This is a genomic window from Nonomuraea sp. NPDC049486 (genome assembly GCF_040676925.1).
GTDB classification, from domain to species: Bacteria; Actinomycetota; Actinomycetes; order Streptosporangiales; family Streptosporangiaceae; genus Nonomuraea; species Nonomuraea ferruginea.
The window spans coordinates 74,183-98,123 of record NZ_JBFAPV010000013.1 but is presented as its reverse complement, the minus strand read 5'-3'; the positions used below and the strand labels follow the sequence as shown (position 1 = coordinate 98,123).

The 23,941-nt window shown below is 71.8% G+C and carries 17 protein-coding genes; 12 read left to right on the top strand and 5 right to left on the bottom strand.

The features are described 5' to 3' along the window. Nucleotides 1-11: 11 nt before the first annotated feature. The 5 genes from AB0K05_RS32575 to AB0K05_RS32555 form a co-directional block, all read right to left on the bottom strand. Complete coding sequence (locus AB0K05_RS32575; RefSeq protein ID WP_364234270.1) at nt 12-1,241, bottom strand: CoA transferase; 1,230 nt, start codon at nt 1,239-1,241, stop codon at nt 12-14. Further along, entirely contained in the window at nt 1,241-2,422 is a 1,182-nt protein-coding gene (locus AB0K05_RS32570) for a CaiB/BaiF CoA-transferase family protein (RefSeq protein ID WP_364234268.1), read from the bottom strand. The genes AB0K05_RS32575 and AB0K05_RS32570 overlap by 1 nt, the downstream gene beginning before the upstream one ends. Continuing rightward, nucleotides 2,419-3,417, bottom strand: coding sequence for a nitronate monooxygenase (locus AB0K05_RS32565; RefSeq protein ID WP_364234266.1), 999 nt, complete (start codon nt 3,415-3,417; stop codon nt 2,419-2,421). Before AB0K05_RS32565 ends, AB0K05_RS32570 begins: the two co-directional genes overlap by 4 nt. A gap of 65 nt (nt 3,418-3,482) precedes the next feature. Beyond that, on the bottom strand, nt 3,483-4,592 hold the full coding sequence (locus tag AB0K05_RS32560) for an acyl-CoA dehydrogenase family protein (protein WP_219549539.1): 1,110 nt from the start codon (nt 4,590-4,592) through the stop codon (nt 3,483-3,485). Nucleotides 4,593-4,617: 25 nt separating this feature from the next. Beyond that, on the bottom strand, nt 4,618-5,814 hold the full coding sequence (locus AB0K05_RS32555) for an acyl-CoA dehydrogenase family protein (RefSeq protein WP_364234263.1): 1,197 nt from the start codon (nt 5,812-5,814) through the stop codon (nt 4,618-4,620). Nucleotides 5,815-6,069: 255 nt separating this feature from the next. Between AB0K05_RS32555 and AB0K05_RS32550 the strand changes: the two genes are divergently transcribed. The 12 genes from AB0K05_RS32550 to AB0K05_RS32495 all read left to right on the top strand — a co-directional run bounded on the left by AB0K05_RS32550 (nt 6,070) and on the right by AB0K05_RS32495 (nt 23,772). After that, on the top strand, nt 6,070-6,882 hold the full coding sequence (locus tag AB0K05_RS32550) for an ABC transporter ATP-binding protein (RefSeq protein WP_271277524.1): 813 nt from the start codon (nt 6,070-6,072) through the stop codon (nt 6,880-6,882). 25 nt (nt 6,883-6,907) lie between these two features. Continuing rightward, entirely contained in the window at nt 6,908-9,736 is a 2,829-nt protein-coding gene (locus tag AB0K05_RS32545) for an ATP-binding cassette domain-containing protein (RefSeq protein WP_271277525.1), read from the top strand. Nucleotides 9,737-9,772: 36 nt separating this feature from the next. Next, entirely contained in the window at nt 9,773-11,185 is a 1,413-nt protein-coding gene (locus AB0K05_RS32540) for an ABC transporter substrate-binding protein (RefSeq protein ID WP_364234259.1), read from the top strand. 141 nt (nt 11,186-11,326) lie between these two features. Continuing rightward, complete coding sequence (locus tag AB0K05_RS32535) at nt 11,327-12,319, top strand: LacI family DNA-binding transcriptional regulator (protein WP_219549532.1); 993 nt, start codon at nt 11,327-11,329, stop codon at nt 12,317-12,319. Nucleotides 12,320-12,388: 69 nt separating this feature from the next. Continuing rightward, a complete protein-coding gene (locus AB0K05_RS32530; protein WP_271277527.1) occupies nt 12,389-13,849 on the top strand; it encodes an FGGY family carbohydrate kinase in 1,461 nt (486 codons plus the stop codon). A gap of 9 nt (nt 13,850-13,858) precedes the next feature. Continuing rightward, nucleotides 13,859-15,499 carry a hypothetical protein gene (locus tag AB0K05_RS32525; RefSeq protein WP_364234255.1) on the top strand — a complete coding sequence of 547 codons (1,641 nt, stop codon included), beginning with the start codon at nt 13,859-13,861 and terminating at the stop codon, nt 15,497-15,499. After that, nucleotides 15,496-16,986 carry a DUF4185 domain-containing protein gene (locus AB0K05_RS32520; RefSeq protein ID WP_364234253.1) on the top strand — a complete coding sequence of 497 codons (1,491 nt, stop codon included), beginning with the start codon at nt 15,496-15,498 and terminating at the stop codon, nt 16,984-16,986. Before AB0K05_RS32525 ends, AB0K05_RS32520 begins: the two co-directional genes overlap by 4 nt. Nucleotides 16,987-17,087: 101 nt before the next feature. Next, nucleotides 17,088-18,161, top strand: a complete 1,074-nt coding sequence (locus AB0K05_RS32515) for a glycoside hydrolase family 172 protein (RefSeq protein WP_364234250.1) — start codon at nt 17,088-17,090, stop codon at nt 18,159-18,161. 16 nt (nt 18,162-18,177) lie between these two features. After that, complete coding sequence (locus AB0K05_RS32510) at nt 18,178-19,494, top strand: sugar ABC transporter substrate-binding protein (RefSeq protein WP_364234247.1); 1,317 nt, start codon at nt 18,178-18,180, stop codon at nt 19,492-19,494. 56 nt (nt 19,495-19,550) lie between these two features. Then, complete coding sequence (locus AB0K05_RS32505; protein WP_364234244.1) at nt 19,551-20,483, top strand: sugar ABC transporter permease; 933 nt, start codon at nt 19,551-19,553, stop codon at nt 20,481-20,483. Next, nucleotides 20,480-21,298, top strand: coding sequence for a carbohydrate ABC transporter permease (locus tag AB0K05_RS32500; protein WP_219549518.1), 819 nt, complete (start codon nt 20,480-20,482; stop codon nt 21,296-21,298). Before AB0K05_RS32505 ends, AB0K05_RS32500 begins: the two co-directional genes overlap by 4 nt. Then, nucleotides 21,295-23,772 carry a GH116 family glycosyl-hydrolase gene (locus tag AB0K05_RS32495; RefSeq protein WP_364234241.1) on the top strand — a complete coding sequence of 826 codons (2,478 nt, stop codon included), beginning with the start codon at nt 21,295-21,297 and terminating at the stop codon, nt 23,770-23,772. Before AB0K05_RS32500 ends, AB0K05_RS32495 begins: the two co-directional genes overlap by 4 nt. The last annotated feature ends 169 nt before the right edge of the window (nt 23,773-23,941 follow it).

Here is a 23,941-nt window from a genome sequence, read left to right as displayed (position 1 = left end):
TTGCGGGTGGGTCAGTCGAGGACCTGCTCCAGAGTGCCCGACGCGGCGAGTTCCGCCACCTCGGCCCGGCTGAAGCCCAGCAGTGCGGTGAGGACCTTCTCGTTGTCCTCGCCGAGCAGCGGGGCCGCCTTGGTGACGCGGTGCGGCGTCAGCGACATCTCCGCCTGGGCGCCCTCGTAGGGCATCTCGCCCATGACGGGGTGCGGGTGCCGCCGGAAGTAGCGCCGGTGCGCCACCTGCGGGTCGGCCTGGAGCCCCCGGGCGTCGTGCACCGGCCCGGCCGGCACGCCCGGCTGGAGCGCGCCGGCCACCTCGGCGGCGGTGCGGGCGCGCGTCCAGGCGGCGAGCTCCGCTTCGAGCCGGTCCTCCTGCTCCTTGCGCCCGGCCAGGGTGCCGAGGCGGGCATCCGCCGCCCATCCGGGGTCGCCCAGCGCCCGGCGCAGGGCCGCCCACTCGGCGTCGGACGTCACCGCGATGGCGACCCACCGCTCGCGGCCGTCCTCGGGCAGGCATGGGAAGACGCCGTGCGGCGCCGCCTCGCGGCTCCGGTTGCCGTCGCGCGTCGCGACGCGCCCGGTCCGCTGGTAGTCCACCAGCTCCGGCGCCAGGAACATCAGGGCCGTCTCCATCTGCGACAGGTCGATGTACTGTCCCTCGCCGGTCCGGTCGCGGTGCTCCAGCGCGGCGATGACGGCCGCGGCCGCGAACCGCTGGGCGATGAAGTCGGTGTACGCGCCGTACGGGGAGCCCGGGTCGCGGTCGGGCCACCCGGTGAGCTCGCAGAAGCCGCTCATGGCGGCGAGCACCGTGCCGAAGCCGGCGAAGTGGCGGCGCGGGCCGGTCTGGCCGATCATGGACGTCGAGATCATGATCAGCGCGGGGTTGACCTGCCGCAGCCGGTCGTAGCCGAGCCCGAGCCGGTCCATCACGCCGGGCGTGAACGCCTCGATGACGACGTCGGCCCAGGCCGTCAGCCGGTTCGCGACCCGCTTGCCGCCTTCGGTGGACAGGTTCACCCCCAGCCCCAGCTTGGAGGCGTTGTAGTCGGCGAAGAACTGCGAGCGGTTGACGCCCGGCACGCCGTCCTTGAACGGCGGCGCCATCCGCAGCACGTCCACCGACCGGAGGCTTTCCGTGCGCACCACCGTGGCACCGTACTCCGCCAGGTATCTCGCCGTCAGCGGGCCGACGCCCACCCACGACGCGTCCCACACCTTGACGCCGCCGAGCGGCCCGGTCATCAGATCACCCCTTCGTCGCGGTGACGGCGCAGCTCCAGGGCGGAGAGCCCGGCCTCGTCCCGCCACACCGTCTCGTTGTCGGCCCCGGCCTCGGCGACCTGCCCGCCGCCCGCCAGCGGGGTCGCGGACAGGCGGGCCCACGTGCCGGGCACGCGCAGGGTCTCGCCGCCCGCGCGGACCGTGCGGAAGTAGTCGCGCCCGGCCAGCTGCTCGTCCTCCATCAGGTCGGCCACCGTGTTGACGGGAGCCACCATGAGCCGGCGCTCCAGCGCCTTGCGGGTCAGCGTCGCCTTGGTCTCGGTGCGGAAGTACGCCGCCAGCGCGCCGGCCAGCAGCTCGGGGAACCCGGGATCGCCGTCGGCCGGAGCCTCCAGCCCGGGGGTGAGGTGCCCCTCGTCGCGCAGCCAGGCGAGATACCCCTCCGGTCCTGGCCCGAAGGGGACGGTCGCCAGGACGTGCCCGTCGCGGCAGGCGTACAGCTGGCGGTAGGGCAGGCCGGAGACCGGCTCCCCGAAGGAGGCCCGGTCCACGACCGAGCCGTCCGTGTACGGGCCGGGCACCGCGTTCATGAGCGAGCGGATCGTCGCCAGCTGCGCCGACACGTCGACGTGCTGGCCCCGCCCGGTGAGCCTGGCGTGCCGGACCGCCACGAGCGTGTGCACCACGGCCTCGGCCGCGGCGTGCAGGAAGTACTGGTCGGAGCTGATGCGGACCGGCGGGCGGTCAGGGTCGCCGCTGAGCCACACCGCGCCGCCGGTGGCCGCGACGACGAGGTCGCCGGCCGCGTGGCGGGCGTACGGGCCGGTCTGGCCGAAGGGGGTGACGCCGGCCAGCACGACGCGCGGGTTCACCGCCGCGAGCGCGTCGTGGCCGAGGCCCAGCTCCTGGAGCGTTCCCGGCGCGTACGACTCGACCACGACGTCGGCGGCGGCCACCAGCCGCAGGAACAGGTCGCGGCCACGGCACAGGTCCAGGGTCACCGAGCGCTTCCCCCGGTTGAAGGCGAGCCACGCGGGACCGGACCGGGCGGGATGCCCGCCGGGCGGCTCCACCAGGGTGACGAGTGCTCCGAGGTCGGCCAGCACGCGCCCGCTCAGCCAGGCGCGCTCGGTGGTCAGGTCGAGCACCCGCAGCCCCGCGAGCGCACCGGGCGGGCCTTCACTGCCGCCGTGACCGGTCATCGCCGCACCCCGGAGGCCAGGGCCAGCATCGCCTCGGCCGCTTCCCCGTACTCGCGGGCGAGCCGGTCCACCAGCTCGGCGACGGACGGCACGTCGCGGACGCCCGAGACGGAGTGGCCGGCGCTCCAGATGTCGCGCCACCGTTTCGGGGCTCCGCCTTCGCGGCCTTCCAGCGCCGTCATGGAGAAGCGTTTCGGCCCGATGCCGAACTCGGCGGGGTCGAGCCCCTGGGCCGGCAGGGACCGGCGCAGCAGGTTGGTCTCCAGGCCGGACAGGGCGTTGGTCAGGTGGATGTCGTCGAGCTCGCTCTCGACGATGAGGTCCTTGTAGCGCGCCTCGGCGCGGGCCTCCCGCGTGGCGATGAAGCGGGTGCCCATATAGCCGAGGTCGCAGCCCAGCGCCTGCGCGGCGAGCAGGGCCGCGCCGTCCGCCTGCCCGCCGGACAGCGCGATGATGCCGTCGAACCTCTCCCGTACGGCGCGTACGAAGGCGAACGGGTTGGCGTTGCCGGTCTGGCCGCCCGCTCCCGCCGTGAGCAGGATCAGCCCGTCGGCGCCCGCGTCGGCGGCCCGCTGGGCGTGGTGGACCGTGGCCACGTCGCACCAGACCTGGATGCCGGCGTCGCGCAGCGCGGGGGCGACGGCGGCGGGTGAACCGACGGAGGTGATCACCGCGGCGGGGCGGTGGCGGATGATGACCTCCAGGTCCTGCCGCAGCCTGGGGTTCGAGCGGTGCACGATGAGGTTGGGGACGCAGGGGGCGGCGTCCGGCGTCTCGGCGCACTCTTCCCCGATGCGGCGCAGCCACTCGTCGAGCCGGCCCTCCTCACGGCAGTTCGCCGTCGGGAAGCTCCCGAAGACGCCCGCCCGGCAGGCGGCGATCACCAGTTCGGGACCGGAGACGAGCAGCATCGGGGCGGCGACGAGCGGCAGCCGCGCGCGGCGGAGTATCGCCCGTGGGTCCGTGTCGGCGGGGGCCTGCGGGTCAGCGGTCATGGTTCACCCCAGGTGGGAGGCGTGGGAAGGCGGGCGCCGTGCGGGCGCCCGCCCGTGGCCGCGTGTCAGACGCCGAGCTTGTCGGCGAGCCGGTCCTGCTGGTAGTCGGCGTCGCCGGCGAGCACGTTGCCGGCGATCGCGTTCTTGTAGAAGAAGTGGGCGTCGTGTTCCCAGGTGAAGCCGATGCCGCCGTGCAGGAGCATGGTCTCCTTGGCCGAGGTGAGGTAACCGGGAGAGGAGAGCGTCCGCGCGGCCGCGGCCGCCGTGCCGAGCTTCGCCGGCTCCTCGTCGGCCGCCCGCGTCGCCTCCCGCAGCGCCGCGTCGGCGAGCGCCCACAGGTTGTACATGTCGGCCAGCTTGTGCTTGACGCCCTGGTAGGCGCCGATGGGCTGGCCGAACGCGTAGCGGACCTTGGCGTACTCGGTGGTCATGGTGAGGCACGCGAGCATGGCTCCGCACTGCTCCGAGGCGATCGCCAGGTTCGCGAGGTCGGCCACGCGGTCGAGCGCGGCGACGGCGTCGCCCGCGACGAGCCGGGCCGGGGCGCCGTCGAGCGTCACGGTGGCCGAGCTGCGGGTCGGGTCCACGACCTCGTCCTTGGTCACGGTGAGGCCGCCGGCCGAGCGCTCGACGAGGTACAGGCCCACGCCCTGCGGGCCGCGGGCCTGCACGAGCAGGACGCCGGCCTCCGCGCCGTTCAGCACCGCCACCTTGGCGCCGGACAGGGTGACCGCGTCGCCGGAGCCGGTCGCCGTGGTCTCCGGCTCCGCGGGGATCCACCGGCGGTTCCCCGGCTCGCTGACGGCGAGCGCGCCGACGAGGGCGCCCTCGGCGATCCGCGGCAGCACCTCCCGTTTGGCCTCCTCGTCGTCCAGGGCGAGCAGGGCGCCGGCCGTCAGCACACAGGCCAGCAGCGGCGAGGGCACCAGCCCCGCGCCCAGCTCGCGCAGCGCCGCCGACAGGTCGGCCTGGGTGGCGCCGGCGCCGCCGTACTCCTCCGGGATGGTCAGACCGGCCAGGCCGAGGTCCCCGGCCAGCCGCGACCACACCTCCTGGTCGTAGGCCTGGTCGCCGCCGATGACCTCGCGGACCTTCGGCAGGGGCGTGCGCTGCGCGACGAAGCGCCTGACCGTCTCGGCGAGGCTCTTCTGGTCGTCGGTGAAGATGAGTGACACGTGAGCTCCTGAGGTGATGGCCCGGTCAGCGGGACAGCTTCAGCTGGTTGAAGGGCGTGTTCCGGTCGACGCCGGGATCCTTCGCCAGCCCGAGCACGCGCTCGCCGACGATGTTGCGCTGGATCTCGTTGGTGCCGCCCGCCACGGCGCCGCCGGGGGCGGCCACGATGGCCGAGACCACCCGCTCCAGGTCGGCGCCGCCGAGCGCGATGTCGCTGCCGATGATGTCCTGCGCCAGGTCGGCCGCCCAGAGGGCCAGCTCGGCGCCGGCGAGCTTCGCGGCGGACCCGCGGGCGCCGATCTCGACGCCGGCGGTGGTCTCCTCGTGCAGCACCCGCCCGTACGCGCCGAGCGCGGACTCCCGGGCGTACAGGACGGCGAGCCTGCGCCGGACGGCGGTGTCGGTCTCCAGGCCGCGAGCGCGGGCCAGCTCGACGAGCGAGTCGAAGCCCAGCGGGTTGGAGCGGGCGCGGCCCCCGGCGCCGATGGTGACGCGCTCGTTGCGGAGCATCACCACCGCGGCGCCCCAGCCCTCGCCGACCTCGCCGACGACCGCGTCCGCCGGCACCTCGACGTCGTCGAAGAACACCTCGTTGAACGGGGCGTGCCCGGTGGCCACGACGAGGGGCCGCACGGTGACGCCCGGGTGGTGCATGTCGACGATGAACATGGTGATGCCGCGGTGCTTGGCCACCGTCGGGTCGGTGCGGGCGATGATGGTGCCGAAGTCGCTGTACTGGGCGCCCGAGGTCCACACCTTCTGGCCGTTGATGAGCCAGCCGGTCTCGGTCCGCGTGGCCGTGGTCTGCAGGCCGGCGACGTCCGAGCCCGCGCCGGGCTCCGAGAAGAGCTGGCACCAGATCTCGTCGCCGCGCAGCAGCGGGGGCAGGTAGCGCTTCCTCTGCTCCTCCGTGCCGAGCTCCAGGATCGTCGGGCCGGGCATGCCGAGGCCGATGGTGAACGGCCCGGTGGGCAGGTCGAAGTCGGCCGCCTCCTCGTTGAAGGCGATCAGCTCCGCGGCGCCGAGGCCCTGCCCGCCGTACTCCTTCGGCCAGGTGATGCCGGCGAACCCGGCCTCCCACAGGGCCTTCTGGAACCGCTTCGACTCCTGGAGCGGGACGGCGCTCCCCTCCAGGTCGTATCCGGCCGCCTCGTCGAAGGGTTTGGCGTGCTGCTCCAGCCAGGCTCGCGCCCTGGCACGGAACTCATCGATCGACGTCATCCGCGTTCCTCTCGGAGATGGAGACGGCCGGACTGCCGGGCACATCACGACCGTTTGGTAACACGTTCTGTTTAGCGAAGGCTCACCCGTCCGGCGGCATCTGTCAAGAGTGCCGCCGAGATTCTGTTGGCAGCGGAGATATTGACAAGCCGTACTCGGCTGGTCACGCTACCTCCAACGGTAACGGGTTCTCTTTGCCAGGACGCCGGTCGGCGCTTGCGGTGGAGACGCGCCTCTCCGAGGAAGTGAGCACACATGAACCTTGCCCAAGCCGCCCATGCCCGCCCGCCCGGCGATCCCGGCGGCGCGAACGTTCTCCGCCTGGCGGACGTGACGGTGCGATTCGGCGGGATCACGGCGGTCGACGCGGTCACCCTGGACGTTCCCGGCGGCCAGGTGGTCGGCCTCATCGGCCCCAACGGCGCCGGCAAGACGACACTCCTGGACTCGGTCTCGGGGCTGCGCACCCCCACCGAAGGGCGCATCGTCCTCGACGGCGCGGACGTCACCGCCAGGACGGCCTCCTGGCTCTCCCGGCACGGCATCCGCCGGACCTTCCAGCGGCATCAGGCGTTCGGCTGGCTGACCGTCCGGCAGAACGTGCTCGTACCGCTGGAATGGCGCACCCGAGGGCGCGGGCTGCTGGGCGACCTGCTGGGCCTGCCGCACCGCAGGCGCGAGACCGAGGCCCTGCTCCAGCGGGTGGACGAGGTCGTCGAGCTGTGCGGGCTCTCCGACGTGCGCGACGTGAGCGCGGCGACGCTGCCGATCGGCCGGCTGCGGCTGCTGGAGTTCGCCAGGGCCATCGTGGACTCGCCCAGGCTGCTGCTGCTCGACGAGCCGACCTCGGGGCTGGGGCAGCGGGAGACCGAGCTGCTCCGCGAGGTCCTCCTCGGGCTGGTGCGGCGGCACGAGCTGACGGTGATCCTCGTGGAGCACGACGTCGACTTCGTGATGGGCCTGGCCGACCGCGTCGTCTGCCTGGTCCAGGGGGCGGTGCTGGCCGACGGCACGCCCGCCGGGATCCGCAGGAACCCTGAGGTCATCGCGGCCTACCTCGGCAACTGACGCTTCAGGCACGTGAGGAGTATCTGTGCAGTTCTTCAGCATCGCGATCAGCGGCGCGGTGTCGGGAGCGATCTACGCCCTGCTCGCGATCGGGCTCGTCCTGTCGCACTCGACGTCCCGCATCTTCAACTTCGGCCACGCGGCCACCGCCTTCGCCTCCGCCTACCTCTACCACCAGCTGCACGTCGCCCTGGGCTGGAACAAGTGGCTGACGCTGCTGTTCGTGGTGGTGCTGTTCGCCCCGCTCATGGGCTGGGCCTGGGACCGCCTGGTGTTCTCCCGGCTGACCGACGCCGAGGAGTCGACGAAGATCGTCGCGGGCGTCGGCGTCCTCATCGTCGTGCCTGCCTTCGTGCTGCTGGTCTGCGGTGCGCTGCGTGACCTGTTCGGGATCCCGTTCCAGGACGTGGCCGAGGTGTACCAGGTGCCCGGCGTGCTGCCCCCCGCCCAGCACGTGCTGGCCGAGGGGCTGGTCCTGAGCAACGACCAGCTCGTCGCCCTGGCCGCCAGCATCCTGCTCTTCCTCGCGATGTGGGCCTTCCTCCGCTTCACCTCCCTCGGCCTGCACATGCGGACCGCGGTGGACAGCCCGGTGCTGGCGCGGCTGCGCGGCATCGACACCGGCCGGGTCTCGACCCTCTCGTGGGTGATCAGCTTCTTCGTGGCCGCCATCGCGGGCGTGCTCGCCGCCCCGTTCCCCGGCCCGTTCGGGCTGGTCAACGACAACTACACGCTGGCCCTGTTCGTCGCCACGACGGCCGCCGTGGTGGCGGGACTGCGCTCGGTCCCGCTGGCCTTCCTCGCCGGCCTGCTCATCGGCGCCCTGCGGAACGTGGTCGTGGCGTACGTCAACGAGGACTACCTGGGCGCCGTCGGCGCCTGGGCGGCCAAGGTCTACGGCCTGACCGCCTCGGTGCCGTACGCCGTGCTGTTCATCGCGCTGATCTTCCTCGGGTACGACCGCAAGCGGCGCAAGGCGGGCACCAGCGCGTCGGCGGCCAAGCCGACCCCGGACTACCGCGACGACCTCACGCCGTTCAAGAAGGCCCTGCCGTGGATCATCAAGTCGGCGATCGTCCTGGTGCCGGCCCTGACCTTCGCCAACGGCATCTGGCGGCAGCTGATCATCTACGGGCTCGCGCTGGGCATCATCCTGCTGTCGTTCACCATCGTCACCGGGCTCGGCGGCATGGTGAGCCTGGCCCAGGGGGCGTTCGCCACCGCGGCGGGTCTCACCGTCGGCCTGCTGCTGGCCAACGGCTGGCACTACGTGCCGGCCGCCGTGGTCGGCGTCCTGGTGGCGGCCGTGCTCGGCGCGCTGACCGCGCTGCCGGCGCTGCGATTGTCCGGCCTCAGTCTCACCTTCGCCACGCTGGCTCTGGCGCTGCTCGCCACCAACGTGCTGTTCAAGATGGAGTGGTTCTCCAACGGCACGGCCGGCTGGTCGATCCCGAGGCCGCGGTTCGGGCCGATCGACCTCGGTGACGACCGGGTGCTGCTGGTCGTCTGCTTCCTCACCGTGCTGCTGATGGTCTGGATCGCCGGCAACCTCACCGACTCCGCGGCGGGACGCGCGATGATCGCGGTGCGTACGGCCGAGCCGGCCGCGTCGGCGTCGGCCGTCTCCCCGCCGGTCACCAAGCTCCTCATCTTCGTCATCTCCGCCGCCGTCGCGGGGCTGGGCGGCATCCTGGCCGTCACGGTGTACGGCACGATCCTCAACACCGCCAACCCTCCGCAGGCCACGTTCCTGTGGCTGGCGATCGTCGTGATCATCGGGATCCGCCAGCCCGGGGGCGCCATCGAGGCCGGCATCATCAGCGCCGTGCTGCCCTGGATCATGGCCCACGGCTTCACCCTCGGGCCGATCAGCTGGGGCGGCACCAGCAACGACCTCATCCCCCAGGTGCTCTTCGGGCTCGGCGCCATCCAGCTCGCGGCCCAGCCCAACGGCCTCCTCGCCGCACAGTCCAAGGCCGCCCGACACCGCCGCGACCGCAAACGAGCCGAACTCACCGCGACCGCAGCCAGCACGGCGGTGGCGGCCGAGGCGGCGGAGGAGCCGCCCCTCACGGTGCGGGAGCCGGACGCCGCCCCCGCGACCGCTGCGGCTGGGGCCGCCGCTGGGACCGCGGCCGGGAACGGTGGCGGGTCCGGACTGCTGGAGTTGGATGGGGTGCGGGCGGCGTACGGGGAGGTCGAGGTTCTGCATGGGATCGACCTGGCCGTGCGGGAGGGGACGATTCTGGCGCTGCTGGGCGCGAACGGGTCCGGAAAGACCACGCTGTGCTCTGCCATCGCCGGGCTGGTGCCGGCGACCGGCGGGCGGATCGTCTTCGACGGCGAGGACATCACGGCGCTGGGCGCGCTGGAGCGCGTGGAGCGCGGTCTCGTGCTCGTGCCCGAGTCCCGCGGTGTCTTCCCCTCGATCACCGTCGACGAGAACCTGAGCATCTGGCTCCCGTCCAAGGCCGACCGGGCCAAGGTCTACGAGCAGTTCGAATCGCTGGCCCGCCGGGCCGGGCAGCCGGCGGGCAACCTGTCCGGCGGCGAGCAGCAGATGCTCAGCCTGGCCCCCTTCCTCGTGCGCCGGCCGCGCCTGCTCATCAGCGACGAGCCGTCGCTCGGGCTGGCGCAGCTCGTCACGGCGGAGATCATGGCCGCCTTCCAGCGCCTCCAGCGGGAGGGCACCACTGTGGTGCTCGTCGAGGAGAAGGCTCGGGACGTCCTCACCGTCGCCGACCAGGTCGGCGCGCTCCAGACCGGCCACCTCCGCTGGGTGAACGACCGGTCGGAGGTCGACGAGCAGCAGGTCGCCGCCGCCTATCTCGGCATGTCGGCCGTCGTGCACTGACGCCCCCATGGGTGACCGAACCAGAAAGGCAACACCATGACCATTCCTCGTCCCCGCCGGTTCCGGCGGGTCACGTCAGCGGTGGCCGTGACCGCCCTCTTCTCCTTCACCACGGCATGCGGCGGGGGTTCAGGCACCGCCTCCTCCGGTTCGTCAGGCACGGGCGCCGCCAAGGCGGCCGCGACCGAGCCGCTGACCGCGCAGCAGGCCGGTGAGGAGATCGCCAAGCTCCTCGGCGACCTGCCGGAGCTCACCGGCGAGACGGTGCGCGGCGTCAACGGCAAGGTCATCACCGTGGGCGGGACCGGGACCAACACCAAGGCGGGCCAGCACACCCTGCCCGGCCTCGACGTGGGCGCGCGGGCCCGCTTCGAGCGGGCCAACCGCGAGGGCGGCGTGAACGGCTACACCTTCGAGTACGCCGGGTTCCAGGACGACAACGGCCAGCCGGCCGCCTCGCAGCACGCCACCCAGAACCTCGTCGAGTCCAAGCAGGTCTTCGCCCTGGTGCCGTACGTGCCGGCCTCCGGGGTGAACGGCGACTACATCGCCAAGCACAGGGTCCCGACGTTCGGCTGGCTGGGGCAGGACTTCTGCACCTGGAACGAGAACCCGTGGATGTACAGCAACCAGGGGCAGACCTCGTGCCCGGAGGTGCTGCCCGGCAAGGCGGTGGGCTCCTCCGCCTCGCTGGAGCAGTATCTCAAGGCGACCGGCAAGGACGCCGCCTCCATCAAGTTCGGCGTCTTCGCCTCCTCCGACCCCTACGGCAAGGCGGGCGTCATCTCGTCCCGGGCGACCGCCGAGAACCTCGGCCTCAGCGTCGTCTACGCCGAGGCGGACCTGCCCAGCGCCACCGAGCCGCCGCTGTCCGACTACACCCCGATCGCCTCGCGCATCATGGCGTCGGGCGCGAACGTGGTGGCGGCCAACGTCACCGCGCCGGCACTGCTGGGCGTGCTCGGCGCGCTGAAGTCGCTGGGCTGGACCGGCGACATGATCTACGGGCAGGCGGCGCAGGCGCTGCTCGAAAACCCCGGCACGGCGCAGACGGTCGACGGCATGATCGGCACCACGGCCCAGGGCGCCATGGCGTTCGGCGGGGACAGCTTCGCCCAGGTCAGCGAGGACCTCAAGGCGATCGGGTCGGACGCCCCGGCCGATGGCATCGGCACGGTGACGACGTACTGGGCGGCCGACCTGTTCCTGCAGGCGTTCGCCGAGATCGAGGGTGAGCCCACCGCGGAGAAGCTGGCCAACGTGCTCAACGGCGGCTCGTTCGGCTACGGGGCGATCCAGGGCGTCACCTGCTCGCAGTCCTGGCCCGCCGGACGGGTGCTCGCCGCCGCCTGCGCCGGTGTCGTGAAGTACGACGCCGCCGCCAAGAAGCTGACCCCGCTGGCTCCGCTGGAGAACACCGGCGGCTACTTCATCGTCGACGCCCAGTAGCGGCGGGCCCGCCGGCGGGGTGGCCGAGAGCACCCCGCCGGCGGGCGTCCACCCGGAGTCCGGCCGGATCGGGACAGCGCCTCCCGACGGGGGAATCGATTGCCGTTAGTCTTCCCCCAGACGATCCGAAACGAGGACGGGATGACGACGATCTACGACGTGGCACGCCACGCGGGGGTGTCCGCGGCGACGGTTTCGCGGGTGGTCAACGGGCGGTCGAGCGTGGATCCGGCGCTGGCCGAGCGGGTCCGGCAGGCCATGGGCGAGCTCAAGTACCGGCCCAACGCCGTGGCGCGCAACCTGCGCAGGAGCCAGACCACGCTGTGGGCCGTCATCATCTCCGACATCGGCAACCCGTTCTTCACCGCGATGGTCCGCGGCGTGGAGGACGTCGCGCAGAAGGCCGGCTTCTCGGTCGTCCTGTGCAACAGCGACGAGGATCCCGCCAAGGAGGGCAAGTACGTCACCGCCGCGCTCAACGACCAGATGGCCGGGGTGATCATCTCTCCTTCGGGCCGGGGCACGCACGTGAACCGGCTGGTGGAGGCCGGGGTCCCGGTGGTCGTCATCGACCGGCTGCCCCGCGGCGTCGCCGTCGACACCGTGATGGTGGACAACGAGCACGGCGCGCAGCTGGCCACCGGGCACCTCATCGAGGCGGGGTACGAGCGCATCGCCTGCGTCACCGGCCCGCGCCGGTTGTCGACGGCGGCCCAGCGCCTGCGCGGCTACCAGCGGGCACTGCGCGCCGCCGGCCGCAAGGTCAGGACGGAGCTGATCAGGTTCGCCGACTTCCGCGAGGAGGGCGGTTACGCGGCGATGGCGGACCTGCTGCGGCAGGATCCCCGGCCCGACGCCGTCTTCGCGGCCAACAACCTGATGACGGTCGGCGCCGTCGAATGCCTGGTCGACCAGGGGGTGCGCATCCCCCAGGAGGTCGGCGTGGCCGGGTTCGACAACATCCCGTGGGCCCACCTGGTCCGGCCCACGCTGACGACCGTGGACCAGCCCACCTACGAGCTGGGCCGTACCGCCGCCCTGCTGCTCGCCGAGCGGATCACCGAGCCGACCCGCCCGGCGAGCAGCGTCACCCTGCACACCCAGTTGCACGTACGGGAGAGCTCGCGCCGCTGAGCTGTTGACTCCGTCGGCGGGGTTCATTAGCGTCGGCGAAGTCAGCAATCGATTTCCCAGGGGTTGCTCGTGTACGTGCTCGGCGTCGACATCGGGACCTCCAGCAGCAAGGGCGTGCTGGTCGCCCCCGACGGCACGGTGCGGCGGTCGGCGGCACGCGAGCACACGGTGGACCGGCCGGGGCCGGGACGGTTCGAGATGGACGGCCGCCACTGGTGGCGGGAGTTCGCCGAGCTGGCCCGTGAGCTGGCGCGGGACGTGACGGTCGGCGCGGTCGGGGTGAGCGGCATGGGGCCGTGCGTCCTGCTCGCCGACGCCGGCGACGAGCCGGTGCGGCCCGCGATCCTCTACGGCGTCGACACCCGCGCCACCGCGCAGATCGACCGGCTCGAACGGGAGCTGGGGAAGGACGAGATCCGGCGGAGGGGCGGCTCGGACCTGTCGAGCCAGGCGGCCGGCGCGAAGATCGCGTGGATCGCCGACGAGGAGCCCGGACGGTACGCGAGGGCGCGGCGGCTGTACATGCCGAGCTCCTGGCTGGTGCGCAGGCTCACCGGCGCCTACGTGCTCGACCACCACTCGGCCAGCCAGTGCACGCCGCTCTACGACGTCGGCGGCCTCGGCTGGCACCGGCCCTGGGCCGACGCGGTCGCGCCGGGCATCGAGCTGCCCCCGCTGCGCTGGCCGGGCGAGCAGGCGGGCACGGTCACCGCCGGGGCCGCCCGGGAGACCGGCCTGCCGGCGGGCATCCCGGTGACCACCGGGACGATCGACGCCTGGGCCGAGGCGCTCAGCGTCGGCGCCCACGGCGCGGGCGACCTCATGCTCATGTACGGCACGACCATGTTCCTCGTCCACACCACCGCCGAGCACCTGACCTGGCCCGGCCTCTGGGGGACGGTCGGCGCGGTGCCCGGCACCTACAACCTGGCCGGCGGCATGGCGACCTCGGGCGCGATCACCACGTGGCTGAGCGACCTGTCCGGCGCCGGCTACGAGGAGCTCCTGGCGGAGGCCGGAGAGTCCGGCGCCGGCGCCAACGGCCTGCTCATGCTGCCCTACTTCGCCGGCGAGCGCACCCCGGTCATGGACCCGCGCGCCAGGGGCGTGATCGCCGGCCTGACCCTCTCGCACACCCGCGGCGACCTCTACCGGGCCGCCCTGGAGGCGACCGGCTTCGCCGTGCGCCACAACGTCGAGACCATCCGGGCGGCGGGTGGCGACGTGCGCCGCGCCGTCGCCGTCGGCGGCGGCACCCAGGGCGCCCTGTGGACCCAGATCGTCTCCGACATCACCGGCCTGCCGCAGGAGGTCCGGGTCACCTCCATCGGCGCCTCGTACGGCAGCGCGCTGCTCGCCGCCGGGCTCGTCGGCGAGGCCGGCGCCGACGCCTGGAACCCCGTGAGCCACGTGGTCACCCCGCGGCCGGAGTCGTCGGCCGCGTACGACGAGCTCTACCGCCTCTACCTGCGGCTCTACCCCAGCACGGCGAGCCTCGCGCACGAGCTCGCCGACCGTCAGCATCGTTGAAGGGCAGACATGTACGCATTCCCCCAGCTCATCGAGCCGCCCGCGGCGGAGCCCGGCGTGGTCTACACCGTCGCGAGCGGCGACCTGCGCCAGAGCGCCAACCAGACCTGCTGGCCGGTCCAGGAGAAGCTGGAAGCCGATCTCGCCCGGGCGCTCGGCGAGCTCGGCTGGTCGGTGCGGCGCGGGCACGAGGCCGACCCCGTCAAGGGTCACGGTTTCATCGACAGCCAGCGCGCCGGCATCGACGTCTTCAGGACCCTGCCGCCGGACGCGCCGCTCATCGTCGTCGAGGCGGTCTGGCAGTACAGCCACCACGTGCTGGCGGGGCTGCGCGGCCATCGCGGCCCGGTCCTGATCGTGGCCAACTGGAGCGGGCAGTGGCCCGGACTGGTCGGCCTGCTGAACCTGGCCGGGAGCCTGACCAAGGCGGGTCGCCCGTACTCGGTGCTGTGGAGCGAGGAGTTCACCGACGAGTGGTCGCGGCACGGGCTCAAGACCTGGCTGGAGACCGGAGAGATCACCCACGACACCAGCCATGTCACGAAATATCGGCCGGAAGGGGAGAGTCTGGAGATCGCCCTCGGCAAGGCCGTCGCCCGGCAGCTCGCCACCGAGAAGGCCATCATCGGCGTCTTCGACGAGGGCTGCATGGGCATGTACAACGCCATCATCGACGACGAGCTGCTCAACCCCCTCGGGATCTACAAGGAGCGCCTGTCGCAGAGCGCGCTCGTCGCCGAGATGCAACGGGTCGGCGACGAGGAGGCCGGGCGGGTCCGCGCCTGGCTCGACCGGGAGGGCCTGACCTTCCACCTCGGCACGGACGAGGCCACCGAGCTGACCGAGGCCCAGCTGACCAGCCAGTTCAAGATGTACGTCGCCGCGCTGCGGATCGCCGACGACTTCGGCCTCGACGCGGTCGGCATCCAGTACCAGCAGGGCCTGAAGGACGTGGTCCCGGCCAGCGACCTGGCGGAGGGCCTGCTCAACAACGTCTCCCGCCCGCCGGTGCTCAGCCGCGACGGTTCCCGTGAGCTGTACGCGGGACGGCCGCTGCCGCACTTCAACGAGGTCGACGAGGGCGTCGCCGTGGACTCTCTGATCACCAACCGCGTCTGGACCGCGATGGGCCTCGACCCGGCCACGACGCTGCACGACATCCGCTGGGGCGAGGAGTACGACGGACGGTTCGTCTGGGTCTTCGAGATCTCGGGTTCCGTACCCGCCTCGCACAACGGCGGCTACCGCGCCTCGTGGAGCATGCGGCAGCCCCCGATGTACTTCCCGCTCGGCGGCGGCACGCTCAGCGGCGTCTCCAAGCCGGGCGAGATCGTCTGGTCGCGCGTGTTCATCATGGACGGCGAGCTGCACGCCGACCTCGGCCGGGCGACCGTCGTCGAGCTGCCCGAGGAGGAGACCAGGCGCAGGCTCGACGCCACGACCCCGCAGTGGCCGATCATGCACGCCGTGCTGCACGGCGTCACCCGCGACCAGTTCATGGCCCGCCACCGGGCCAACCACCTCAACGTGGCCTACGCGGGCGACGCCGACGGCGCGGACCGCGCCCTCGCCGCCAAGGCCGCGGCCTTCGCCGAACTCGGCGTGCACGTGCACCTGTGCGGAATCTCCTTAGAAGGAGGGGCCCTGTGAAGCCCTTACGCATCGCACTGATCCCGCTCCTGGGCCTGGCGCTGACCGGGCCGGCCCAGGCCTCGACGACCCACTCCCCCGCCGTCGTGGTGAGCAAGATGACCGGTCCCGGCTCGGTCAGCGCCACCGACACCGCCTGGAAGGTCAAGGCGACCGACCTAGGCGTCATGTGGGACAACGGCCGCGGGGAGATCCTGGCCGCGTTCGGCGACACGTTCGGCGCCTCCTGGCAGCCGCCGGGCGCCAACGGCGACGACTGGCGCAGCCAGGTGCTGCTGCGCAGCACCGACCGGAACCTGGCCGACGGCATGTCCTTCAGCGGCGCGGCCACCGACCGGCCCGGCCACGCCAAGGAGCTCATCCCGAGCAGGAAGGCCGACGGCGACGAGATCACCGTGATCCCCACGGCCGGGGTGTCGGTGGGGACGCGGCAGTACCTCGCCTACATGTCGGTGCGGCACTGGGGCGAACCCGGCTACTGGGACACCAACTACTCCGCCATCGCCTACTCCGACGACAACGGCCAGACCTGGGTGACCAGCGGCGGCCCCCGCTGGGACAACCCCGGCGGCGCCGACCACTTCCAGATGGCGGCCTTCGTCCGCCGCGACGGCCACGTCTACATGTTCGGCACGCCGAACGGCCGCCAGGGCGCCGCCTACCTGGCCCGGGTGCCCGAGACCGCGGTCCTGACCAAGTCCGCCTACCAGTACTGGACGGGCAGCGCCTGGCAGTCCGGCGCCGACACGCTCGCCGCCCCGATCGTCGCGGCGCCGGTGTCGGAGCTGTCGGTCCAGTTCAACGCCCACACCGGCAAGTGGCTGATGACCTACCTCAAGGGCAGCGACGTCGTGCTGAGGAGCGCGAGCGCGCCCACCGGCCCGTGGAGCGGCCCGGCGGTGGTGGCGAGCTTCGCCGACTTCCCCGGGCTCTACGGCGGCTACATGCATCCCTGGTCGTCGGGGCCGGACCTCTATCTGGCGCTGTCGCAGTGGACGCCCTACAACGTCTACCTGATCCGCGTCCAGCTGAACCCGGACGGGACCATCGCCAACCCGAACCTCGTCCGCGACCCGAGCTTCGAACGCCAGGCCACGAACACGGTCGCGGCGCCCTGGAAGGTGCGCGGCAACGGCGGCGTCGACCAGGGCACCTGGGCCTTCACCGCCGACCGCAACGCCTTCGTCCGCTACAACCGCGGCTGGCATGACATCTACCAGACCGTCCAGGTCACGCCCCACACGAACTACACGCTGACCGGCTGGCTGCGCACCTCGCCCGACAACGACAACGGCTTCTTCGGCGTCCGCGCCCCCGGTGGCGCCCCGTTCGCGGAGCTCAACTTCCGCGCGCTCGGCGGCTGGACCAAGCGCACCGTCACCTTCAACAGCGGGAACCGCGGCTCGATCGAGGTCTTCGCGGGGATCTGGACGGACAACGGCGACATGTGGCTGCAGCTGGACGACTTCGCCCTGGTGAAGTCCTGATCGATGTGCGGGACCCGTACATCGATCGCGTAACGCTCATTGACCTGTCACCCGCGGGGCGATAGGAAGCGGCAATCGATTTCTCATATCCAGGAGGAACCGTGACGTATGGCCAGTACGGCAGCAGCCTGCGCGACCTGCCGCGGCTGCGCTCGCACCGCCGCAGGAGGGTGTCGAGCTGGGACCGTTCGGGCGGCAACGACGACCGCGTCACGGTGGCGCCGGGCGAGACCGTGACCCTCGCCGACATCCGCGGCGCCGGCTCGGTCAACCACATCTGGATGACCGTGGCGCCGCGCGACCCCGGCACGCCGGAGACGCACGACCGCGACTTCCTCCGCAAGCTCGTGCTGCGCGTCTTCTGGGACGACAACGAGCACCCCAGCGTGCTCGTGCCGCTGGGCGACTTCTTCGGCATGGGCCACGCCCGCACCGCGAACTTCGTCTCGGCGCCGCTGCAGATGAGCCCGCAGGACGGCAAGGCCTTCAACTGCTGGTTCCACATGCCGTTCGGCAGCCGGGCGAGGTTCGAGCTGACCAGCGAGTGCGAGGAAGAGGTGCTCTGGTTCTACTACTACATCGACTACGACGAGTTCGACGAGCTGGGTGACGGACTGGGCCGCTTCCACGCCCAGTGGCGGCGGGAGAACCCCGCCGACGGCGTCGACCAGGGGTCCATGACGAACGCCGAGTACCTGTTCGGCGGCACCAACCAGGACGGGGCGGGCAACTACCTCATCCTGGAGGCCGAGGGCCGCGGCCACTACGTGGGCTGCGTCCTGAACGTCACCAACCTGCGCCGCACCTCCGACTGGAACTGGTACGGCGAGGGCGACGACATGATCTTCATCGACGGCGAGGCCTTCCCGCCCAGCCTGCACGGCACCGGGACCGAGGACTACTTCAACACCGCCTGGTGCCCGAGCCAGTCCTACCACGCCCCGTACCACGGCCTGACGCTGCCCGGCGGGGAGAACTGGTCGGGGCAGATCTCGATGTACCGCTTCCACGTCGAGGACCCGGTGCCCTTCACCACCTCCATCAAGGTGACCATCGAGCACGGTCACGCCAACCGCCGCCAGGACGACCTGTCCTCGGTCGCGTACTGGTACCAAGAGCTCCCGCACCGGCCGTTCACGCTCCCGCCCGTCAGCGCCCGGCTGCCCATCCTGTGACGCGAGAGGAGACGACGTGCGCACACCACTCATCCGGCTGGTCGCGGCCGTGGCCGGCGCGACCGTGCTGGCCGCCGGCTGCGGATCGGGCGCCGGCCCGTCGGCGCCCGGCAAGTCCGAGATCACGCTCTGGCAGCAGAAGTTCACCGACCAGGAGGACGCCTGGTACAAGAAGGCCGTCGCGGCCTTCAACAAGTCCCAGGACGAGGTCGTGCTCAAGCATGTGATCGTCCCGGCGGACACCTGGGACCAGAAGATGAGGTCCGCCCAGGCCGCGGGCAAGGCACCCGACGTCTACACGGTCAACTACAGCAAGGTGCCCGGCTTCGCCCGCACCGGCGTGATCCAGGCGCTCGACCCGCTCATCCCGGCCGACAAGTGGACCGGGCTGCAGGAGCCGGTGCTCGCCTCGGTGGAGCACGACGGCAAGAAGTACGGGTACCCGATGCTGGTGGAGCCGTCGGCCGTGCTCTTCTACCGCAAGGACCTGTTCGCCCAGGCCGGGCTCGACCCCGAGCGGCCGCCGGCCACCTGGCAGGAGCTCATCGACTACGGCAGGAAGCTGACCACCAAGGACGTCGCGGGCGTCGTCACCGCCGCCAACCAGATCGACCTGGCCTGGTCGACGTGGGGCCTGCAGTGGAACGCGGCCGGGCACCTGCCGATCAGCGACGACTGGTCCGCGCCGCGCGCCGCCGACCCCGCCTACAAGCAGCTGCTGCAGGTCTACCAGACGCTCTACCAGCAGGGGATCATGCCCAAGCAGCCGCTGGCGCCGTACGCCGACGCCAACCCGCTGGGCCAGGGCAAGACCGCGATGATGGTGTGCGGCTCGTGGGCGGCCAGCGTGCTGCTGCAGGACTATCCGAAGCTGGTCGGCCAGATCGGAGTGGCGGCCCTGCCCTCCTTCGACGGCGACGCCACCAAGCCGACCGCGACGCTCGGCGGCTGGACGCTGGTCGTCGACGCCAAGTCCCGCGACGCCCGCGCCTCCGCCGGCTTCGTCTCCTGGCTGCTGGCCGAGGACACCACGCTGCTGGTCGAGTTCTTCAAGAACACCAAGTTCTCCAAGTACTCGCCGCGCGCCGCCGTCGCCGAGGCGATCGCCAAGGACCCGGCGGCGGCCGAGAACCCGTGGGCCAAGACGATCGAGGAGCGGGTCGTGCGGTACGCCAAGGCGGAGCCGGCCTATGACTGGGCCGTCAGCCTGGCCTTCGGCAAGGCCGTCGAGAAGGCGCTGCAGGGCAAGGACATCGACGAGGCCCTGCGAGCGGCCGACGCGGAGATCAAAGAGCTGATCGCCAAGAACGACCTGGCCGGACAGGGATCCTGATCCCGCACAGCCCGCCGCCGGTCCGCGCCGGACCGGCGGCGGAGAAAGGAGTGCCGGTGGCTGTCACGTCACTGCGGGCCACGCGCGCCCGGCCGCGCGCCGGCGCCCGCCCCCGGCCGAGGCGGGAGAACCGGGCCGCCTTCGTCATGCTGGCCCCGCTGCTGGTCCTGCTCGGCGTCTTTGTCGTCTGGCCGCTGCTGCACGCGGTCTACATCAGCTTCTTCACCTGGAGCTTCTACGACCCGGCCGTCTTCGTCGGGCTGCGCAACTACCTCAACGTGCTCACCGACGTGGAGTTCGTCAACTCGGTGACGCGCGGCCTGCTCTTCTCCGCCATCGTGGTGCCCGCGCAGGTCACGATCGCCTTCGTCTTCGCCAACCTGGTCAAGTCGGTCAGCCGGCGGATGGCGACCGTGATGAAGGTGACGATCTACGTGCCCGCGGTGATCTCCGAGGTGATCGCGGCCATCGTCTTCGCGCTCATCTACACCCACCGCGGCGGGCTGCTCAACTGGTTCCTCGACTTCTTCGGCATCGAGGCGATCCCCTGGCTCGGCGACACCGTCACCGCGCTGCCGGCCATCGCGGTCCCGGCGATCTGGATCGGCATGGGCGTGGCCTCCCTGATCATGCTGGCCGGGCTGCTCGACATCCCGGAGACCTACTACGAGTGCGCCTCGCTCGACGGCGCCGGCCCGTGGACGAAGATGTTCAGGATCACGCTGCCGCTCATGAAGAACGTCATCCTGTTCCTGCTGATCACCGGTTTCGCGGCGTCGCTGCAGTTCCTCATCCTGCCGTTGCTGATGACCCAGGGCGGCCCGGTGAACTCCACCAACCTGCCGAACCTGTTCATCCTTCAGCATTTCACCACCGACCTGTACGTCGGCTACTCGATCGCCGCCGCGCTGCTGCTGTTCGCCGTGCTCGGCACGGTGTCGGCGATCATCTTCCGGCTGGTCAGATCAGAGAAGGCGATGGACGCATGAGAGGCGCACCCGGCGCGATCCTGCGGTACGGCCTGGCCGCGGTCTTCGTCGTCGCCGCGTTGTTCCCGCTCGCGTGGCTGGCGATGGCGGGGTTCAAGGCCAAGACCGAGGTCGTGGCGACCCCGTTCCAGTTCTTCCCCGAGATGTGGCGCTGGGACAACTACGCGCGGCTCCTGGCCGACGAGGCGTTCCTGCGCTCGCTGGGCGTGACGTTCGCCGGCGCCGCCCTGTTCGCGGCGCTCAGCCTGGTGGTCAACGCGCTGGGCGCCTATGCCTTCGCCCGGCTGGAGTTCGCCTTCAAACGGACGATCTGGGTCATCGTGCTCACCACGATGTTCATCCCGGGGATCGCGATCATGCTGACCTCCTTCATCGTGGTGACCGAGCTGGGCATGCTCGACAGCCTGGCGGTGCTGGTGATCCCCGGCGCGGCGGCGGGCGTGCAGGTCTTCTTCCTGCGCCAGTTCTTCCTGTCGGTGCCGGCGGTGCTGGAGGAGGCCGCCCAGCTCGACGGGGCGGGGCCGTGGCGGATCTTCCGTCACATCTTCGTCCCGCTCTCGAAGGGCGCGTTCGTGGTGGTCGGGGCGACGTCGTTCCTGATGTTCTGGAACTCCTACATCTGGCCGGTGCTGACCATCACCGACCCTGAGCTCTTCCCGATCCAGCAGTATCTGGCGACCTTCCGCTCCGAGCGGACCAGCGAGCACGGCCTGCTGATGGCCGGTTCGACGCTGGCCGCCCTGCCCGTCATCGTGCTGTTCCTGATCTTCCAGCGGCACATCATCCGCGGCGTGCGCCTCTCGGGGCTCAAGTGAACGGCGCGGCCCGGCCCATCCCGCACGGGCAGGGCAGGCACGTGGCCATGCCGCTCGGCGGGATCGGCACCGGCAACCTCGCGATCGGCGCGGACGGCGGGCTGCGCCAGTGGCAGCTGCAGAACTGCGGCAACCATCGCGGCGTCCTGCCGTACACGTTCTTCGCGCTGCGCGTCAGCACGTGGGAGCCGCCCGCGAACGAGCTGTTCGTCCTTCAGGCGCGGTCACCGGACGCTCCGGCCACGCCGCTGGTGAACGACGACCACGTGCCCGCGTGGCAGCGCGATCTGCTGCGCACGCGCCGGGCGGTGAGCGGGACGACCTTCCGCGGCCTCTACCCCTTCGCCCACCTGGAGTACCACGGGCTGCCCGTCGAGGTCGGGCTGGAGGCGTTCAACCCGCTGGTCCCGCTCGACGTGGACGACAGCTCGCTGCCGGTCGCGCTGTTCACCTTCACGATCGCCAATCCGGGGCCGCTGCCGGCGCAGGTGTGGCTGGCGGCGGCCGCGCAGAACCCGGTCGGGCACGACGGGACCACGCCGATCGACGGCGTGCGCGGGCTCGGCTACGGCGGCAACGTCAACAGCGTGCGCCGCGCGGGCGGCTGGACCTCGCTGGTCATGGAGAACCCGCTGATCGACCCGGCGTCGCCCGGCGCCGGGCAGATGGTGCTGACCGTGGACGCGGCCGACGCGGCGGTGCTCCCGCAGTGGACGCATCCCGACGAGTTCCTCGCCTTCGTGGCCGGGCGCGCGGTCTACGGCGACGCCGAACGGGCGCGGCACGCGTCCTGGCAGGCCGACTACCAGGCGAGCGGGCCGCGGCAGGGGTTCGGGCCGAGCCCGGCGGGCCTGACGTGGAACGGCGGCGTGGTCGCCCCGATGGTGCTGACTCCCGGTGAGACCCGTGCCGTCCGGTTGTGCCTGGCGTGGTACTTCCCGAACCGCTACGCGAACTTCGTACAGTTCGGTCCGCCGAACCCGCAGTGGGGGCCGACCAGGTTCTGGCTCGGCAACGCCTACGCCACCCGCTTCGCCGACGCCCTCGACGTGGCGGCCCACGTGCGCGAGCGGTGGACGCCGCTCCGCGAGACCTCGCTGCGGTGGGTGGACGTCCTGGCGGACAGCAGCCTGCCCGCCCAGGCGGCCGAACACCTGGCCGCGCAGGCGTCGATCCCGCGCAGCCCGTCGTGCTTCCGGACGGCCGACGGGGCGTTCTTCGGCTTCGAGGGGGTGCTGGGCGCCTCGACCGTGATGTGGTCGGGCGACGTGGGGGGCTCCTGCCCGCTCAACTGCACCCACGTCTGGAACTACGCGCAGGCGGTGGCCAGGCTCTTCCCGTCGCTGGAGCGGAGCATGCGCGCCACCGAGTACGAGGTCATGCAGGCGCCGGAGGGTTACCTGCCGCACCGGGTGATCGCGCCGACCTACCTGCGCCAGCTCTGGGACGTGCCCGTCGGGGGGCCGGTCGAGCCCGCGCTCGACGGCATGCTCGGGGCCGTGCTGAAGACCTACCGCGAGGTACGGCACGGCGCCCCGCTGGAGCCCTGGTGGCTTGGGGTGAAGCGGCTGCTGGGGCACGTCCGGGCGACCTGGGACCCCGAGGGCAGCGGGGTGCTGCACGGCGTGCAGCCGTCCACCCACGACATCGACCTGTGCGGGCTCAACCCGTTCATGGGCACGCTCTGGCTGGCGGCGTTGCGGGCCGCCGAGGAGATGGCGGTGCCGGCCGGGGAGCCGGGCCTGGCCGCGGAGCTGCGCGAACTGTTCGACCGCGGCAGCGCCCGCTACGACGAGGCGCTGTTCAACGGCTCGTACTACGTGCAGGTCCTGGAGGAGGGCGACTCGGCCGAGTTCCAGTGGCTCGAAGGCTGCCTGGCCGACCAGCTCATCGGGCAGTGGTGGGCGCACCAGCTCGGCCTCGGCCACCTGCTGCCTCGCGAGCACGTCGTCTCGGCCCTCCGCGCGGTCGTCGGGCACAACCTGCGCACCGGTTTCCGCGACTTCGACCACCCCTACCGGGTCTTCGCCGACGAGGACGACACCGGGCTGCTCATGTGCACCTGGCCGCTCGGCGGCCGCCCGGCGGTGCCCACCCGCTACTGCGACGAGGTGTGGACCGGTAGCGAGTACCAGGTCGCGGCGCACTGCCTCTGGGAAGGGCTGGAGGAGGAGGCGCAGGCGATCCTCGCCGGGCTCTGGCGCCGCTACGACGGCGGCCGGCGCAACCCCTACAACGAGATCGAGTGCGGCGACCACTACGTGCGCGCCATGGCCGGCTGGTCGGTGCTCGACGCCCTGGCGGGAGCCTCCTATGACGCCACCAGCGGGCGCCTCACCCTGGCGCCGCGCGGGCACGGCCGATGGCCGCTGCTGCTCCCGACGGGCTGGGGAACCCTGATCCGGGACGCCGGCGGCGCCCGCGTGGTTCCCGCGCACGGCGAGCTGAGGATCAGCGAGATCATCTGTCACTGAACGCCCCGTCCTCGGCCGGACGCTGCTGACGGCATGGCAGATCGTGGAATGATCTATTCGTGATCGGTCTGTCATGCATGGTCCGCTATATTCGGCACGTCGCCGCCTCCGCGACATACGGCACCACTTCGGGGGTCATGGTCACCGCATGAGCCGCCTGGACGATTCC